Genomic DNA, 15,644 nt, shown 5'->3' with positions numbered 1-15,644 from the left:
TCCCCACCCCGCCCGACCACCCCACGAACACCTGCACCACCGCGCGATCAGCGCCATTGCGAAGGAGCAAGCACATGTCCGCAGACTCGAGTCCGCGCCTCATCAGCGCACAGCTCGTCGGCCTCGACGAGGACCTCGGCGCCACGTCGACCGACGTCATCCGGGTGCTCGCCGATCGCGTCGCCGCGACCGGCCGCGCCGCCGACGGCGCGACGCTCGCCGACGACGCCATCAAGCGCGAGGCGAGCGTCGGAACGGGCGTCCCCGGCGGCATCGCCATCCCGCACGCCCGGTCGGCGTCGGTGTCCGAGCCGACGCTGGCGTTCTCGCGCCTGGCCCGGAAGGTGCCGTTCGGCGCCCCGGACGGCGACGCCGACATCGTCTTCATGATCGCCGTGCCCGAGGGGGCGGACAAGGACCACCTGACGGTCCTCTCGACCCTGGCCCGTGCGCTCATCCGCGAGGACTTCACCGCCGCGCTCCGTGCCGCGACCACCCCCGACGAGATCGTCCGGTTGGTCGACAACGAGGTGAGCGGCGAAGTGGCCGAGGCCGGCGTCGGGAAGGCGAATGGTGCCTCCGAACCGGCCACCGCGCCGGAGGCGGGCCGCAAGGTCTTCGTCGGCGTCACCGCCTGCCCGACCGGCATCGCGCACACCTACATGGCGGCGGATGCCCTCGTCGCCGCAGCTCAGCGTGCCGGTGCCGAGATGCACATCGAGACGCAGGGGTCCTCGCAGGTCGAACCCCTCGACCCGGCCCTCATCGCCCGTGCGGACGCCGTCGTGTTCGCGGTCGACGTCGACGTCCGCGATCGCGGTCGGTTCGCCGGCAAGCCGCTCGTGTCCGGACCCGTCAAGCGCGGTGTCGACGAGCCCGACAAGATGATCGCCGAGGCCATCCGCGCCTCGGAGGACCCGCACGCCGCACGCGTGCAGGGTGGTGCCGCCGTCGAGGGCGAGTCCACCGCCAAGAACGAGCACTTCGGCCAGTCGCTCAAGCGCTGGCTCCTCACCGGCGTCAGCTACATGATCCCGTTCGTGGCCGGCGGCGGACTGCTCATCGCGCTCGGCTTCCTGCTCTCCGGGTACGGCATCGCGCTGAACCACGGCGACTCGGGCATGAGCAACGCTGCCTACACGCTGACGAACTCGACGCTGCTGAACCTGCCGCCGGAGGGCCTCGGCTACTACCTCGGCGCCGCCGCGTTCCAGATCGGACAGGTGTCGCTCGGGTTCCTGGTCGCAGCACTCGCCGGGTACATCGCCTACGCCATCGCCGACCGTCCCGGCATCGCACCGGGCTTCGTGGCCGGGTCGATCGCGGTGTTCATGAACGCCGGGTTCCTCGGTGGCCTGGTCGGTGGCCTCATCGCCGGTGCCGCCGCGTACTGGATCGGGCGCATCCCGACCTGGCGCTGGCTGCGTGGTCTGATGCCGGTCGTGATCATCCCGCTGTTCGCGTCGATCATCGCCTCGGGCCTCATGCTCCTGGTGCTCGGTGGCCCGATCGCCTGGGTCATGACCGAGCTCACCGCCTGGCTCAACTCCCTGTCGGGTGCCTCGGCCGTCCTGCTCGGGATCATCCTCGGGCTGATGATGGCGTTCGACCTCGGTGGTCCGGTGAACAAGGTGGCGTACGCGTTCGCCGTCGCCGGGCTCGGTGCCGGGACCGCCACGAACGTGGTGCCGTTCGAGATCATGGCCGCCGTCATGGCGGCCGGCATGGTGCCGCCGCTCGCACTCGCGCTCGCCTCGACCGTGCTCTACCGCAAGGGCTTCACGAAGCCGGAGCGTGAGAACGGCAAGGCCGCGTGGCTCCTCGGTGCGTCCTTCATCTCCGAGGGTGCGATCCCGTTCGCCGCAGCCGACCCACTGCGCGTCATCCCGGCGTCGATGGTCGGTGCCGCGATCACGGGTGCGATCTCGATGGCTGCCGGCGTGACCTCGCGAGCGCCGCACGGCGGGATCTTCGTCTTCTTCGCGATCGGTGACGTCCTGATGTTCGTCGTCGCGATCCTGGCGGGGACCGTGGTGTCCGCGCTGGTGCTCGTCGCCCTGAAGAAGTGGGTCCGTCGTCGCCCCGTCGACGAGGCCGCTGCGGCCGGTGAGGCTGCCGTGGCCGGCGAGACGGTGGGCCAGCGCGCACCGGTCGCCGCGTAGTCGACCGCAGTACATGACGGACGGGAGGCTCGGTGCCAGCTGGCACCGGGCCTCCCGTCCGTCGTCCGGTCGCGACGCGTGCTACTCGGCGATGTTCGCCGTGACCGCGTCGATGTACGCCGCACGCTCCTCACGCGAGTGCGGGCGCCCCGGGACGCCCGGTCGCTGCTCCCACGGGAACGGCCCGGCCTCGTGCCGGTACTCGATGCCCATGGCCTCGAGCCGGGCGGTGTGCTCGGCCAGGCGTCCGCGGAACTCGGCGAGGTCGCGCGGCCCGGTGACGTCGGCCGACCACAGTGCCTCGGCGAGGGCGGCGACGCGGGGGAAGAGCTGGTAGTCGAGCCGACGGGCGGAGTCGACGTGCTCCGTCCACATGTTGCCCTGGCCGCCGATGACGTGGGCGCGCTCGGCGTCGGTGAGTCCGGACGGCACCGGGTCGAAGGCGAAGACGTCGTCGACGGTGAGCACGATCGACACCGGGATCGGCTCGGTCGACAGGTCGCTCTGCCGGTAGTCGAGGTACACCTGGTCGTCCGGCGACGAGATGACGTCGTGTCCGCGGCGGGCTGCGGTCCGTGCGCCGGTCAGTCCACGCCACGAGACGACGGTGGCCGAGGGGTCGAGCGTGCCGCCCTCGAGGATCTCGTCCCACCCGAACGCCCGCCGGCCGTGCGACTCGACGTGTGCGGCGAGCTGCCCGATGATCCAGGCCTGCAGCTGTTCCTCGTCCTGCAGCCCGAGCTCGCGGATGCGCTCCTGGGTGCGGGGGTCGGTCTCCCACTGCACCTTCGGGCACTCGTCGCCGCCGATGCCGATGTAGCCGGAGGGGAAGAGTGCGATGACCTCGTCCAGGACGTCCTTGAAGAAGTCGATCGTGGCGTCCTCGGCGTTCAGGACGTCGTCGGCGATGCCCCACTCCGTCCACACCTCGACCGGTTCGCCCGTGACGCCGAGCGACGGGTAGGCAGCCAGCGCCGCGCGGACGTGCCCGGGGGTCTCGATCTCGGGGACGACGGTGACGAACCGGTCGGCCGCGTACGCCACGATCTCGCGGATGTCGTCCTGCGTGTAGTACCCGCCGTGCGGGCGGCCGTCGAACCCGGCGACGACGAGTGTGCCGTCCGGCCCGGGGACGTGCGCGCCGACCTGGGACTCCCGACGCCAGGAACCGACCTCGGTCAGGCGCGGGTACTTCCGGATCTCGATGCGCCACCCCTGGTCCTCGGTGAGGTGGAAGTGCAGGCGGTTGATCCGGTGCGCGGCGAGCTGGTCGACGACCCGCATGACCTCGTGCTTCGTCCGGAAGTGCCGGGCGACGTCGAGCATCACGCCACGCCAGGCGAAGGCGGGGGCGTCCTCGACGACCACGGCGGGGACGGACCACGGACCGGTCGCGACCCGGCCGCGGCGGTACACGTCCGGGGGCAGCAGCTGCAGCAGGGCCTGCACACCGTAGAAGACCCCGGCGGGTGAGCCGCCGACGACGTCGACGCCGTCCGGCGTCACCGTGAGGCGGAACGACTCCGCCCGGTCGCCCTGCGGCGTCGTCGGGCCCGCGGGCAGGGACGGGTCGTTGGCGACGCGCAGTGCGATCGTGCCGGCCCCCGGTGCCGTGTCGTCGAGGGCGTCCCGCACCGGCAACCCGGTCGATCCCCGCAGGGTCTGCTGCAGGTACAGTCGGACGGACTCGCTCGCCGGGTCGGCGGCGATCCGGGTCGACGGGGTGATCGCGAAGGCCCCGACACCGGGAGCGGTGCGGCGCGGTCGTGGGACGAGCATGTCGGAGCCACCATTCCTCAATGATCTTTCGTAATGTGGAGGCTATGGCCGTGGAGCAGACCGTGTCAACGACCCCCGGTGTCGTGGGGACGACCCCCGGCGTCCTGCGGCAGATGAACTCGCGGGCGATCCTCGACGAGCTCCTGCGCGACGACGTCTCCCGCACGGTCACCGAGCTCGGGCGCACGGTCGGACTCTCCCGCCCCACGGTCGAGGCGGCGCTCGCCGACCTGGTCGACGAGGGCTGGGTGACCGAGGCCGAGGCGATCGCCACCCCGAACAAGGCCGGTCGTCGCGCCAAGCGCTTCGCCGCGGACGCGTCGGCCGGCTCCGTGCTCGGCGTGGACCTGGGCCTGCACGGGATCGTCGGCGTGCGCGCGGACCTGCGCGGCGTCACGCTCGCCCGCGTCGAGGAGCGCTACACCGACCTCGCCGACGCCGAACAGGCCTGGTCGAGCGTGCAGGACGTCGTCCGTCGGCTGACGGCGCCCGTCGGTGGCACGGTCGGTGGCTCCGCCGGTGGTGCGCCGGTGCTCGGTGCCACGTTCGGGGTCCCGGCGGTCGTCGACCGCGACGGCGCGATCGACTACACGGTCGCGGTGCCGGAGTGGGTCGAGCGACGGGTGCCCGGCCGGATCCAGGACCTCTTCCCCGGGGTCGCCACCTTCTTCGACAACGACGCCAAGCTGGCGGCCACGGCCGAGGCGCGGTGGGGGCGGTTCCACGGCGTCCGGGACGCCCTGTACCTGGTGATGGGTCGGCAGATCGGTGCCGCCCTGGTGGTCGACGGCTCGTTGGCGCGCGGTGCGCGCGGTGCGGCCGGCGAGATGGGCGGCATCGCCTCGACCGGCTGGCCCGCCGCGCCCGCCCGCCTGGAGGCCCGGATCCCGTCCGGCACGGACCTCGAGTCCGTCTTCGTGGCGGCGGCCCAGGGCTCGGTGTCGGCCGTCGAGACCGTCCGTGCGTTCGCCGCCGACGTGGCACCCGGCGTCGTGCAGCTCGTGACGACGATCGACCCCGAGGTCGTCGTCGTCGGTGGCGAGGTCCTGCCGGCGGCGGAGGTGTTCTGCGCCGCGCTCGACGAGATCGTCACGCCACAGCTCCGGCACCCGGTGGTGTTCGCCCCGTCGACCGTCGGTCGCGACGCCGTCGCCCGGGGCGCGCTCGCCCGGTCGCTCGCGCACGTCCGGTCCGCTCACATGGGACTCGGCTGACACCCAGGGAGCGTGCCGGGTCCTGACAGGGCGTTCAGGGATGCTGGGGGCATGACGACTGCCGTGACCGCCCGTGCCATGACCGTCGCCAGTGGCGACTCCACCGCTCCGTCCGACCTCGGCGGGCTCTCCGGCCTGGTGCTGCAGCTGATCGACGCGCTGGGGGAGTGGGGCGTCGGGCTGATGCTCTTCGTCGAGACGGTGTTCCCACCCATCCCGTCCGAGGTCATCCTGCCGCTGGCCGGGTTCCTCGCGGGTGCCGGCCAGATGAACCTGGTCCTGGTCCTGGTGCTGGCGACGATCGGCTCGTACCTGGGAGCGCTGGTGCTGTACTGGCTCGGCGCGAAGATCGGGTTCGAACGCACCACGCGGTGGTTCGGCAAGCTGCCCCTCGTCGACGAGGACGACTTCCGCAAGGCGGCCGGCTGGTTCCACCGGCACGGCAAGAGCGCGGTGTTCTTCGGCCGGTTCGTCCCGATCGTCCGCAGTCTCATCTCGCTGCCGGCCGGCGCCGACCGCATGCACCTCGGCACGTTCTCGGTGTTCACGATCATCGCGAGCGGCATCTGGAACAGCGCGCTCGTGCTGCTCGGTGCCGCGTTCGGGTCGCAGTACGACCAGGTCGAGGCGTACACCGAGTGGATCGACCGCGTGCTCTACGTCGCGATCGCCGCGGTCGTGGTGACCTTCGTCGTGCGCCGGGTCCGCCGTGTCCGCGCCGAGCGGCGTGCGGGCGGCCCCGACGACGACCACGGCGACGCCGCCGGCGGCCCTGCCGTGGGCGGTGCCCGGGGTCGTCGTCGCGCCGAGCCCGCCCGCGACTGAGCCTCAGGCCTTCGTCAGCGCCGACTCCTTGTGGGCGGCCTGCTTGCCGCTCTTCTCCGACTCGACGATCCAGTACGGGTCGTCGTCGGTCGGCCTGAAGTGCTGCCCGTCGAACTCGAAGTCGCTCGTCCGCTTGCGCACGAGCGTGCCGGTCGTCCTGCCCTGCGAGGTGTTCCAGTGCACCTCGTCACCCTTCGACAACGCCATGCTGTCCTCCTTGCGCGATTCCTCGTCCTGGTGGAGGTCGGACTGTACCCCGTCGATCCCCGGGAACTCAGGGAAGTACGGCGATCACGATGTCGTAACGGCCATGCGGATCGAGAGTCGGACGCGTACCGTTTCCCCTGAGCCCACACGCCGGCAGCGGCCGCGGAACCACGGGCTCCGGACGGGACGACGGACACCATGACCCTGCTGGACAGCGCGCGGGCGGACACCGTCCTCTCTGCGCGGTACCGGCTCGTGAAGCTCATCGGCACCGGCGGCATGGGATCCGTCTACGAAGCCCGAGACGAGCACACGTACCGGGCCGTGGCCGTGAAGCTCTTCGCGACCCCGGACAAGATGACCACCGCCGACCGCGTCCGCCAGGAGCGTGAGATCCGGCTGCTCAGCATGCTCTCCCACCCCGGACTCATCCCGCTGTACGACGCCGGCACCCACGAGTTCGAGGACGGCCCGCACCGGTTCATCGTGATGGAGCTCATCGCCGACACGACGCTGCTCCGCCGCCTGTCCGAGGGCGCCCTGCACAACTACGAGGTGGCCGACCTCGGTGCGCAGCTCGCCGACGCCCTGGCCTACGTGCACTCCCGCGGCATCGTGCACCGCGACGTCAAGCCCGCCAACATCCTGATCAGCGACGAGGGTTCGTCCGGGTTCGCCCGCACCGTCAAGCTCACCGACTTCGGCGTCGCCCACTTCGTCGACGGTTCCCGCCTGACGAACGACGGCACGGTCATCGGCACCGCCGCCTACCTCAGCCCGGAGCAGGTCGCCGGCGAACCGATCAGCTTCGCCACCGACGTGTACTCGCTCGGGCTCGTCCTGCTCGAGGCGCTGACCGGCAAGCAGGAGTACTCGGGCACCCTCATCGAGGCCGCACTCGCCCGGCTCCGCCGCGACCCGGAGGTCCCGGACGACGTCGCCGACGAGTGGCGCGAGCTGCTCAGCCGGATGACGGCCCGCGACCCGGAGCGCCGGCCCACCGCGGTCGCCATCGCCAACGCGCTGCGCGGCGGGTCCACCCAGATCACCGGCCCGGTGCCGCTCGGTCCGGAACGCGTGAAGCACCAGCGCGACCACCGCATGCACCGTGCCGCGCACCGGCACGCCAGGCGCGGCACGTTCTCGGCGGTGCGTCGCTGGCGTCGGCGGAACGTCCTGGTCGGGTCCTTCGCGGCCTTCGGCGTCACCGCGGCGTGCGTGGCCGCCTACGTCGCGGGCGCCCTGCACTGACCCGCCCGGCGGCTCCGTGCTCCGGGCACCGGAGCACCCTGGCAGGATGGACAGCATGACCGACCAGCGCTGGATCAAGATCTGTGGCCTGTCGACGCCCGACACCGTGGACGCCGCCGTCGACGCGGGTGCCGACGCCGTCGGGTTCGTCTTCGCGGCGGGCAGCCCCCGGACCGTCACCGCCGACCTGGCGAAGGAACTGGTCGAGCGGGTGCCGGACGGCATCGACGCCGTCGGGGTCTTCCGCGACCAGAAGATCGACGAGATCGTCGGCATCGCCTCCGAGGTCGGGCTCACGACGCTGCAGCTGCACGGTGGCGAGTCGGCGTCCGACTTCGCCCGGGCGCGCGACGCCGGCTTCTTCACCATCCGGGCCATCGCGGCCGAGGACTACCTGCGCGAGACGCCCGAGCAGCGCGCCGCGTTCGACCACGACCTGCTGCTGCTCGACGCCGCCGTGCCCGGCAGCGGTCGCCTGATCGACCCGGCCACGATCGACGGCGTGGACGAGGCCTGGATCCTCGCCGGCGGGCTGACCCCGGCCAACGTGGTCGCCGCGGTCGAGGCGCTCGACCCCGACGGCGTCGACGTGTCGAGCGGGGTCGAGTCCGAGCGCGGCGTCAAGGACCCCGCCAAGATCCGCGCCTTCGTCGAGGCCGTCCGCAGCCTGGGCTGAGCGCCCGGCCACGTCGGTCGCGTTCGCGGCTCTGGACGCGACCGCGGACGGACAGGAGGCGCGGTGCGGGCCCGCCACGGGCCTCCCGTCCGCCGCGCGGTCAGCGCAGGGTGGGGATGAGCTCCGTCAGGAACGCGTCCGTGTCCTCCCAGCCCTGCACCGCGTGGCAGGGGACCCCGAGCGCCTTCACCGGGTAGTCGTTGCCCTCGGGGTCGAGCCGGTCGCCCACGAAGAGCATGTCGTCGAGCGCGATGCCGGTGATCTCGGCCAGACGCTGCATGCCGTAGGCCTTGTCGATGCCCTTGCGGGTGATGTCGATGCTGGTGGAGCCGCCCGAGCGGACCTCGAGGTCGGGCAGGTCCTGCTGCACCAGACGGCGCAGGTGGTCCTTCTTCTCGCCGGTCGGGTCCCACTGCTTCTTGACGTCCACCGGGGCGGACTGGCCGAGGGCGGAGAACGTGATCTGCGACCCGCGGTCCTCGAGGATGGCGCCCCAGGTCTCGGATTCCCAGTACCCGGCTTCCTTCGCACGGGCCTCGACCGCGGCGAGGGCGCGGTCCTTCTGCTCGTCGGTGAGGTCCTCGGCGTACTGCAGTGCCCAGTCCTGGTCCTCCCAGCGGTAGTACCGGGTGCCGCAGGTGGGCAGCAGGTGCAGGGCGTCGAGCGTCAGGCCGTCGCGCTGCCGGAGCGGGGTGACCAGCTGCTGCTCGAACTGGGTGAAGTTGCCGCCGGAGATGACCGCGACCGGCACGACCTCGAGCAGGGACGCGAAGGTCTCGAGCATGCGGGGGTCGAGGGAGGACTTCGACGGGGCGAGCGTGTCGTCCAGGTCGAAGGCGACGAGGCGGGGCGTGGTCATGCCCCCGATCCTGCCAGAGCCCGCCGACCACCCGCAGGGTGCGACCAACAGGGTGCCCCGGTGCTGCGCGAAGTCTGCGGGGTCACGCGCGGTGCGTGGCGGGGACCCGGTCGCGCGCGTAGGTGATGTCCGTGTAGCCGTGCGGGGCGGGGTTGCCGTCCTCGTCGAGGTTCACGAACACGACCTCGTCGATCGTCAGGATGCTGCGGTGCGTGAAGAGGTTGCGCGCCTCGGCCCGCATGGTCAGCGACGTGCGGCCGAACCGGGTGGCGACGAGGCCGATCTCGACGATGTCGCCCTCCTTCGCCGAGGACAGGAAGTTGATCTCCGACATGTACTTCGTGACGACCTTGCCGTTGCCGAGCTGGATGATCGCGTAGACCGCGGCTTCCTCGTCGATCCAGCGGAGCAGGCTGCCGCCGAACAGGGTGCCGTTGGCGTTGAGGTCCTCCGGTCGCACCCACTTCCGGGTGTAGAAGTTCATCTCCGGCGGGGCGTCGTCCTGGTGCTGATCCATGTCACGTCATGGTACGCCGACGGCCGCGCCCCCGCAGGGACGCGGCCGTCGTGGCGATCGCGGGCGGCGGTGCCGCCGGTGCTCACTCCTTGACGAGGACGACCTCGTCGAGGGGGATGCGGGTGCGCGGGGCGACCTCGCGCTCGGCGGCCTTGTCGTCGAGCTGCGACGGGTGCGCGACGGTGCCGACGGCCGTGACCGTGTACGGCAGGAAGCGCTCGGGCAGGTCGAACGCGGCACGGAGCCCGGCGGCGTCGATGCCCGCCATCTGGTGCACGTGCAGCCCCTCGGCGTGCGCCTGCACCGTCAGGGCGGCGAGCGACTGGCCGAGGTCGTACTGCGCGAAGGGGCGCTCCTCGCCGTCGGCGGTCACGGTCTCGAGCACGCCGACGACGAGGGCGCTGGCGCGGAAGGCCCAGGCGGCGTTGAAGCCGAGCAGGTTCTCGTTGATCTTCCGGAACGTCTCGGTGCCGCGGCGGCCGGCGATGAAGCGGCGGGGCTGGAAGTTCATGGCCGAGGGTGCCCAGCGAGCGGCCTCGAGGACGGCGTCGAGCTGGTCGTCCGAGATCGTCGCGGTCTCGTCGTAGGAGCGGGGGCTCCAGCGCTCCTCGAGCAGCGGCACGAGCGGCTGGCTGGAGTCGGTGGACCGGGTGAGGGTGTCGGCGTTCGTCGAGGTCATGATGCGCTCAACGGTATTCGATGCGTCCGCATTTCCGACCTGAGTGACGTCACATCACCGCCGGCAGGTGCCAGGATGGACGGGATGGGTGGCGTGTTGACCGGCTTCGCGATCATCGGCGCGATCATCGCCGGTGGGTACGTCGTCGGACGCATCGGCCTGCTGGGCCCGCACGCGCAGTTCGTGATGAGCCGGCTCGCGTTCTTCGTGCTGATGCCGTGCCTGCTGTTCCACACCATCGCGACCGCCGACATCGCGTCGCTGCTGTCCTCGATGCTCTGGGTCTCGCTGCTGAGCGCCGCCATGGTCGCCCTCGGTGCCGCCGCCGTGTTCCGCTTCGTGCTGCGCCGCCCCGTCACCACGACCACCGTCGGCGCCCTCGCGTCGAGCTACGTGAACGCGAACAACATCGGGTTGCCGGTGGCCGTGTACGTCCTCGGCCAGGCGACCGCGGTCGTCCCGGTGATCCTGCTGCAGCTCGTCGTGATGGCCCCGATCGCGCTGACGATCCTCGACGCGGCGACCGCGGGTGGCGGCGGATGGGGGCGGCGGATCGCCGGGCCGTTCCGGAACCCGATCATCATCGCCTCGCTCGTCGGGCTGGTGTGCTCGGCGACCGGGATCACGCTGCCCGCCCCGGTGCTCGAGCCGTTCTCGCTCGTCGGCGCGGCCGCGGTGCCCGTCGTGCTGCTGTCGTTCGGGATGAGCCTGCACGGTGCGACCCCGCTGCGGGACCCGGCGATCCGGACCGACGTCATCGTGGCGTCGTCGATCAAGCTCGTGGTGATGCCGGCCGTGGCGTTCGTGTTCGCCCGGTTCGTGTTCGGGCTCGGCGACCAGGAGGTCTTCGTGCTCACCACCCTCGGCGCCCTGCCGGCGGCGCAGAACGTCTTCAACTACGCGCAGCGGTACGGGGCAGCGGTGCCGGTGGCGCGCGACGTCGTGCTCATCTCGACGCTCGGCTCGGTGCCCGTGCTCGTCGCGATCGCCGCCCTGCTGCACCCGTAGCGGTCGTCGAGACGCCGGCGTGTGGGCTTCCGGTTGACGCCGTCGTGTTGTCGAGACGCCTCGATGTCGCCGAGACGCCGCCGCATACGGCGGCGTCTCGCGCTCTTGCGGGCGTCGTGCGGACACGCCGGCGTCTTCCGCGCCCCGGACGCGCGTCCGGGCGGACGGGAGGCCCGTGGCGGGCGCGCACCGGGCCTCCCGTCCGGCCGTGGTGGCGACCACCGCGGATGGTGAGCAGGAACGGTCGGGTGGCGGTCGCGGACCCGACCATTCCTGCTCACGAAGCGCGGACGGCACGCGCGTACCCTGGCGGGCACGCGGGGCGGACCGCCCCGTGACCGATGACCACGACGAGGAGACCGGCGATGGACACGATGGCGATGATGAAGAACATGTCGATGACGGACATGCCCATGGAGATGGACATGGACATGATGCAGGACACGATGATGGCGATGAACGCCGCGTCGATGGCGGCGACGATGTGCTCGGCTGCCGACATGCGGATGGGCGGCGAGATGGCCACCTGCGCCGCGATGTGCTCGAACACCGCGATGCTCGCCGACACCGGCATGCGGATGATGATGCGTCCGATGGGGATGGACACCGCCGCGATGCAGGCGATGCTCATGGCCGTCGTCGCGATGGGCACCGCGTGTGCCGCCGAGTGCCGCCAGCACCAGGACATGGACGAGTCGTGCCGCTACTGCGCCATGGCCTGCGACGAGATGGTGTCGAAGTGCCAGGCGATGCTCGACTCGATGGCGGCCTGACCCGCTCCGTGCGCGCTCCCCGACGCGTGCGCGCTACGCGACGCGTGCGGTGGTCTGTCGACCGCCGGCGCTGAGGATCTCTGCGACCGGGTGGTGGGCGACCGGCTCGCCGACCGACAGGACGCCGTCGGCGTCCGCCACCCGCAGCTGCGTGATGCTCCCGTCGAGGAACAGCACCACGGCGTCGGCTGCGCGGGTCTCGACGACGATGCCGTCGCGCCATGCACCGGGGGCCGCGGTCGCCATGAGGCGCTGGATGGGAAGGATCGTCGTGCGGGACATGGCTTCACCTGCTCTCGAAGGGGTTCGGTGCAGGAAACCTACGTCGGCGTGACGGACGGCTCAATCACGGCGGACGCCGGGCGTAACAGAGCCGGACGGGCGCCGGGCCGGGCCGGTGACCCGACTCCGATCAGAAGATCATCGGGCGGTCGTCGTCGAGGGACGTGTCCAGGTCGAGGTCGACCACCACGGGGACGTGGTCGCTCGGGGCGTCGCCCTTGCGCTCGTTCCGGTGGATCGAGGCGTCGGTGACGACGTCGGCGAAGGCCTGCGAACCGAGGACGAAGTCGATGCGCATGCCCTCGTTGCGCGGGAACCGCAGCTGCTTGTAGTCCCAGTAGGTGTAGCCGTCGGGCACGATCGGGCGGACGACGTCCTGCAGACCCCGCGCCTCGAACTCGCGGAACGCTGCCCGCTCGGGCTCGCTGACGTGGGTCGACCCCTCGAAGACCCGCATGTCCCAGACGTCCTGGTCGAGCGGTGCGACGTTCCAGTCGCCCATCAGTGCGAGCGGGGTCTCCGGCGACGCCTCGATCCACTCCGAGGTGCGGTCGGCCAGCTGGGCGAGCCAGTCGAGCTTGTACGTGTAGTGCGGGTCGCCGAGCTCGCGGCCGTTCGGCACGTAGAGGCTCCAGAGCCGCACGCCGTCGACGGTGACGCCGATCGCGCGGGCCTCGACCGGCAGGTCCGGCCCCTCGTGGCCCTTCAGGAACCCGGGCTGGCCGGGGAAGTCGCGGGTGACGTCCTCCATCGGCAGCCGGCTGGCGAACGCGACGCCGTTCCACTGGTTCAGGCCGTGCGCCTCGACGTGGTACCCCGCGGCCTCGAACTGCTCGACCGGGAACTGCTCCGGCTTGCACTTGATCTCCTGCATGCCGAGGACGTCGATGTCCTCACGCACCAGCCAGTCGACGATCCGACCCACTCGGGTGCGGACGGAGTTCACGTTCCAGGTCGCCACGCGCATGGAACAAGAACCTACCGGTGCCGACTGACGACGAGGTCGGCGAGACCAGCGGCACGGGCGGGCGGGACGTGCGCCGCCTGTGCGGCGGGCGCGACGTGCGCCGCCTGTGCGGCGTACGGCACGATGGTGTTCGCTGGAGGCCAGCAATCGACCGCACGGAGGCAGCAATGGCATCGACGACCAACCGCGTCGACGGGACCCCGACCGGGACCACGACCGGAGCCACGCTCGGCACCGGGGCCGGGAGCGCCCAGCCCGCCGGCACCACCACGACGCAGGTCACCGCCAAGGGCAGGACCATCATCGACGACACGGTCGTCGCGAAGGTCGCGGGCATCGCCGCCCGCGACGTCCCCGGTGTCTTCGCACTCGGCGGCAACGCCTCGCGGGCGTTCGGCGCCATCCGCGACGCCATCGGCTCGAGCGCGCTCGGCCAGGGCGTCCGCGTCGAGGTCGGTGAGACCCAGGTCGCCGTCGACCTGACCATCGTCGTCGACTACCCGACGCCGATGATGGAGGTCGCCTCCGCTGTGCGTGCCGCCGTCACGAACGCCGTCACCGAACTCGTCGGCCTCGAGGTCACCGAGGTCAACATCGCCATCAACGACGTGAACATCCCGGCGCTCAACGGCGTCGCGGACGAGCTCGACACCCGGGACGGTCGAGTCCGGTGAACGCCACCGTCGTCGGGATGGGCACCGGCGCCCTGCTCGCGATCGTCGCCGTGACGCTCGGGTTCTGGGCGTTCGTCGTCGTCGCCGTCTGCATGGCGGTCGGTGCACTGGTCGCCCGCATCGTCACGGGTGACGTCGACTTCCGCCGCCTGCTCGACGTGCTGCGCGGACGCCGGAGCTCGTCGTGAGCGACGCCGCCGTCGCCACGGCCGGCGACAGCGGCGTCCGGCTCCGCGGCTCCGACCGCATCGGTACGTCCGCGCTGGTGCACACCGCCCAGGCGGTCGCCGCCGAAGCGCTGCGCGTTGCCTTCCGGGAGGTCCGTGCCCGGGTCGCGGACGACGGCCGCGGCGCGCTGGCGGTCGAGATCACCGCCCCGCTCGCCCTGCCGGTGCTGGGCTCGCACGCACTCCCCGACGAACCCGTCGTCGCCACGGCGCACCGGGCTCGCGGCACGATCGCCGAGCGCTTCCGCACCATCACCGGCCGACAGGTCGCCCGCGTGACCGTGACCTTCGCCTCGTCGGTCGTGGACACCCCGCGGAGGGTCCGGTGACCGCCCCACCCCTCGTCGGCGCGCCCACCGGGGACCACGCTGCCACCCACCGCCGCCTGCTGCGCCGCGAGACCCACGTCTCCCGCTCCGGCGCAGTCGTCGTCGCGATGCTCATCGCCCTGGTGCTCGCCGCCGCCGCGGTCTTCGCCGGTGCGCTCGTCCTGCTCGACCAGAACGTGCTCGGTGTCGACCCCCGTGCCGTCGTGGACACCGCCCTCGCCGCGCCGGACGGCCTCGACACCACCATCGTGATCGGCATCGGCGCCGTCGTGGCCCTGATCGGCCTCGTGCTCCTGCTGCAGGGGATCCTGCCCCAGCGCCGTCCGCGGCACGTGATGTCGTCCGACCGGCTCGCAGTCGTCGTCGACGACGAGGTCCTGGCCTCCGCCGCGGCCCGAGCCGCCCGTTCCGCGACCCGTCTGGGCGCCGACGCCGCCGTGGGCACCGTCGGCCGCCGCACGGTCGACGTCGTGCTCCGGCCCGCAGCCGGGGTGGACGTCCCCGCGGTCGCCGCGACCGAGGCCGTCGAGCGGGAGTTCGCCGCGATCGACGCGCAGCCGACGCTGGCCGCGCGGGTCCGGGTGCAGCCGACCGGACGGGTGGACGGATGAACGCCACGAACCGCGCGCTCGGCCGCGCGGCGCTCGTCGTGCTCGGGCTCGTCCTGCTCGTCGCCGGGGTCGCCGCGATCCTGGTGCAGACCGCCCAGGGGGTGCCCCTCGTCGCATCGTGGTGGCGCGTGGTCGGTGATGCCCTCGCCGGACTCGGCACCGGGGCGTCGCGTGACGACTCGGTGTTCGCGTGGACCTGCGTGCTCGGCGGTGGCGTCGTGCTCGGCGTGCTCGCACTCGTCGTGCTGACGACGCTCGGCGGTGGCCGCGAGAGCACCGTCGTGGACAGCGACGGTTCGGCCGACGGCGTCGCCGGCTCCGTGCGCATCGAGTCCACGGCCGTGCAGCACGCGCTCTCCTCGGCCATCGGCGACATGCCCCAGGTCGGCTCGCTCGCCGTCGACGTCTACCGGGTCCGTGGTGGTCGGGCGATCCGGGTGCGGGTCCGTCCGCGCCGGGGTGCCGCGCCGCGGGAGATCACCGAACGGGTCGAGGCCGTCGTCGCCGACCTGGACGCCCTGCTCGGCGAACGCCTGCCCGTGCTGCTCGAGATCGCCCGTGGTGGGTCGGGGTCCTCCCGCCCGGACCGCGTGCACTGAGCGTC

Annotated in this window: 20 protein-coding genes; 12 read left to right on the top strand and 8 right to left on the bottom strand. The window is 72.0% G+C overall.

Annotation, left to right across the window (positions count from 1 at the left end; all coding sequences use genetic code 11):
• Positions 1 to 74: 74 nt before the first annotated feature.
• The gene (locus tag DEJ09_RS17425; RefSeq protein ID WP_111089407.1) at positions 75 to 2,162 is read left to right on the top strand and encodes a fructose-specific PTS transporter subunit EIIC; all 2,088 of its coding nucleotides are present in this window, start codon (positions 75 to 77) and stop codon (positions 2,160 to 2,162) included.
• Positions 2,163 to 2,243: 81 nt separating this feature from the next.
• Here DEJ09_RS17425 and DEJ09_RS17420 read toward each other — a convergent pair whose 3' ends face one another.
• Complete coding sequence (locus DEJ09_RS17420) at positions 2,244 to 3,941, bottom strand: beta-N-acetylhexosaminidase (RefSeq protein ID WP_111089406.1); 1,698 nt, start codon at positions 3,939 to 3,941, stop codon at positions 2,244 to 2,246.
• Positions 3,942 to 4,003: 62 nt separating this feature from the next.
• Here DEJ09_RS17420 and DEJ09_RS17415 point away from each other — a divergent pair, with 62 nt between their 5' ends.
• Complete coding sequence (locus tag DEJ09_RS17415; protein ID WP_181433408.1) at positions 4,004 to 5,155, top strand: ROK family transcriptional regulator; 1,152 nt, start codon at positions 4,004 to 4,006, stop codon at positions 5,153 to 5,155.
• A 51-nt stretch (positions 5,156 to 5,206) separates the two neighbouring features.
• Positions 5,207 to 5,980, top strand: coding sequence for a DedA family protein (locus DEJ09_RS17410; RefSeq protein ID WP_258373947.1), 774 nt, complete (start codon positions 5,207 to 5,209; stop codon positions 5,978 to 5,980).
• Positions 5,981 to 5,983: 3 nt separating this feature from the next.
• Here DEJ09_RS17410 and DEJ09_RS17405 read toward each other — a convergent pair whose 3' ends face one another.
• Positions 5,984 to 6,187, bottom strand: coding sequence for a DUF2945 domain-containing protein (locus tag DEJ09_RS17405; RefSeq protein WP_027464869.1), 204 nt, complete (start codon positions 6,185 to 6,187; stop codon positions 5,984 to 5,986).
• Positions 6,188 to 6,385: 198 nt separating this feature from the next.
• On the opposite strand from DEJ09_RS17405, the gene DEJ09_RS17400 reads away from it, so the two are divergent.
• Together DEJ09_RS17400 and DEJ09_RS17395 are read left to right on the top strand one after the other, a co-directional pair.
• Positions 6,386 to 7,438, top strand: a complete 1,053-nt coding sequence (locus DEJ09_RS17400) for a serine/threonine-protein kinase (protein ID WP_111022754.1) — start codon at positions 6,386 to 6,388, stop codon at positions 7,436 to 7,438.
• Between the two features lie 55 nt (positions 7,439 to 7,493).
• Entirely contained in the window at positions 7,494 to 8,114 is a 621-nt protein-coding gene (locus tag DEJ09_RS17395; protein ID WP_111089403.1) for a phosphoribosylanthranilate isomerase, read from the top strand.
• Between the two features lie 100 nt (positions 8,115 to 8,214).
• Here the strand turns inward: DEJ09_RS17395 and DEJ09_RS17390 are convergent, their stop codons facing one another.
• From DEJ09_RS17390 to DEJ09_RS17380, 3 genes are all read right to left on the bottom strand, one after another.
• Positions 8,215 to 8,973 (bottom strand): HAD-IIB family hydrolase, encoded by a 759-nt coding sequence (locus DEJ09_RS17390; RefSeq protein WP_071404337.1) that lies wholly within the window; start codon positions 8,971 to 8,973, stop codon positions 8,215 to 8,217.
• Positions 8,974 to 9,055: 82 nt separating this feature from the next.
• Positions 9,056 to 9,490 carry an acyl-CoA thioesterase gene (locus tag DEJ09_RS17385; protein ID WP_017886352.1) on the bottom strand — a complete coding sequence of 145 codons (435 nt, stop codon included), beginning with the start codon at positions 9,488 to 9,490 and terminating at the stop codon, positions 9,056 to 9,058.
• Positions 9,491 to 9,572: 82 nt separating this feature from the next.
• Entirely contained in the window at positions 9,573 to 10,169 is a 597-nt protein-coding gene (locus DEJ09_RS17380) for a nitroreductase family protein (protein ID WP_027464865.1), read from the bottom strand.
• A gap of 84 nt (positions 10,170 to 10,253) precedes the next feature.
• On the opposite strand from DEJ09_RS17380, the gene DEJ09_RS17375 reads away from it, so the two are divergent.
• Positions 10,254 to 11,177: an AEC family transporter gene (locus DEJ09_RS17375; protein WP_111089402.1), complete on the top strand. Its 924-nt coding sequence runs from the start codon at positions 10,254 to 10,256 to the stop codon at positions 11,175 to 11,177.
• Positions 11,178 to 11,454: 277 nt separating this feature from the next.
• Here the strand turns inward: DEJ09_RS17375 and DEJ09_RS18270 are convergent, their stop codons facing one another.
• Positions 11,455 to 11,604 (bottom strand): hypothetical protein, encoded by a 150-nt coding sequence (locus DEJ09_RS18270; protein WP_173032071.1) that lies wholly within the window; start codon positions 11,602 to 11,604, stop codon positions 11,455 to 11,457.
• Between DEJ09_RS18270 and DEJ09_RS17370 the strand changes: the two genes are divergently transcribed.
• A complete protein-coding gene (locus DEJ09_RS17370; RefSeq protein WP_232536581.1) occupies positions 11,603 to 11,950 on the top strand; it encodes an aldehyde dehydrogenase in 348 nt (115 codons plus the stop codon). The two genes, DEJ09_RS18270 and DEJ09_RS17370, sit on opposite strands and share 2 nt — an antisense overlap.
• A 33-nt stretch (positions 11,951 to 11,983) precedes the next feature.
• Here DEJ09_RS17370 and DEJ09_RS17365 read toward each other — a convergent pair whose 3' ends face one another.
• Positions 11,984 to 12,232: a hypothetical protein gene (locus DEJ09_RS17365; protein WP_027464862.1), complete on the bottom strand. Its 249-nt coding sequence runs from the start codon at positions 12,230 to 12,232 to the stop codon at positions 11,984 to 11,986.
• A gap of 130 nt (positions 12,233 to 12,362) precedes the next feature.
• Complete coding sequence (locus DEJ09_RS17360) at positions 12,363 to 13,199, bottom strand: exodeoxyribonuclease III (RefSeq protein WP_111089401.1); 837 nt, start codon at positions 13,197 to 13,199, stop codon at positions 12,363 to 12,365.
• 167 nt (positions 13,200 to 13,366) lie between these two features.
• On the opposite strand from DEJ09_RS17360, the gene DEJ09_RS17355 reads away from it, so the two are divergent.
• Genes DEJ09_RS17355 through DEJ09_RS17335 form a run of 5 tightly spaced genes read left to right on the top strand, consistent with a single transcriptional unit; the run spans position 13,367 to position 15,639 of the window.
• Complete coding sequence (locus DEJ09_RS17355; RefSeq protein WP_071404342.1) at positions 13,367 to 13,873, top strand: Asp23/Gls24 family envelope stress response protein; 507 nt, start codon at positions 13,367 to 13,369, stop codon at positions 13,871 to 13,873.
• Entirely contained in the window at positions 13,870 to 14,061 is a 192-nt protein-coding gene (locus tag DEJ09_RS17350; protein WP_027464859.1) for a DUF2273 domain-containing protein, read from the top strand. The genes DEJ09_RS17355 and DEJ09_RS17350 overlap by 4 nt, the downstream gene beginning before the upstream one ends.
• Positions 14,058 to 14,429, top strand: coding sequence for a hypothetical protein (locus tag DEJ09_RS17345; RefSeq protein ID WP_111089400.1), 372 nt, complete (start codon positions 14,058 to 14,060; stop codon positions 14,427 to 14,429). The genes DEJ09_RS17350 and DEJ09_RS17345 overlap by 4 nt, the downstream gene beginning before the upstream one ends.
• A complete protein-coding gene (locus DEJ09_RS17340) occupies positions 14,426 to 15,040 on the top strand; it encodes a hypothetical protein (RefSeq protein ID WP_111089399.1) in 615 nt (204 codons plus the stop codon). Before DEJ09_RS17345 ends, DEJ09_RS17340 begins: the two co-directional genes overlap by 4 nt.
• Positions 15,037 to 15,639 (top strand): hypothetical protein, encoded by a 603-nt coding sequence (locus tag DEJ09_RS17335; RefSeq protein ID WP_111089398.1) that lies wholly within the window; start codon positions 15,037 to 15,039, stop codon positions 15,637 to 15,639. The genes DEJ09_RS17340 and DEJ09_RS17335 overlap by 4 nt, the downstream gene beginning before the upstream one ends.
• The last annotated feature ends 5 nt before the right edge of the window (positions 15,640 to 15,644 follow it).

Source organism: Curtobacterium sp. MCLR17_055 (genome assembly GCF_003234305.1).
In the GTDB taxonomy this organism is placed as follows: domain Bacteria; phylum Actinomycetota; class Actinomycetes; order Actinomycetales; family Microbacteriaceae; genus Curtobacterium; species Curtobacterium flaccumfaciens.
This window is presented reverse-complemented; position numbering and strand designations above follow the sequence as displayed.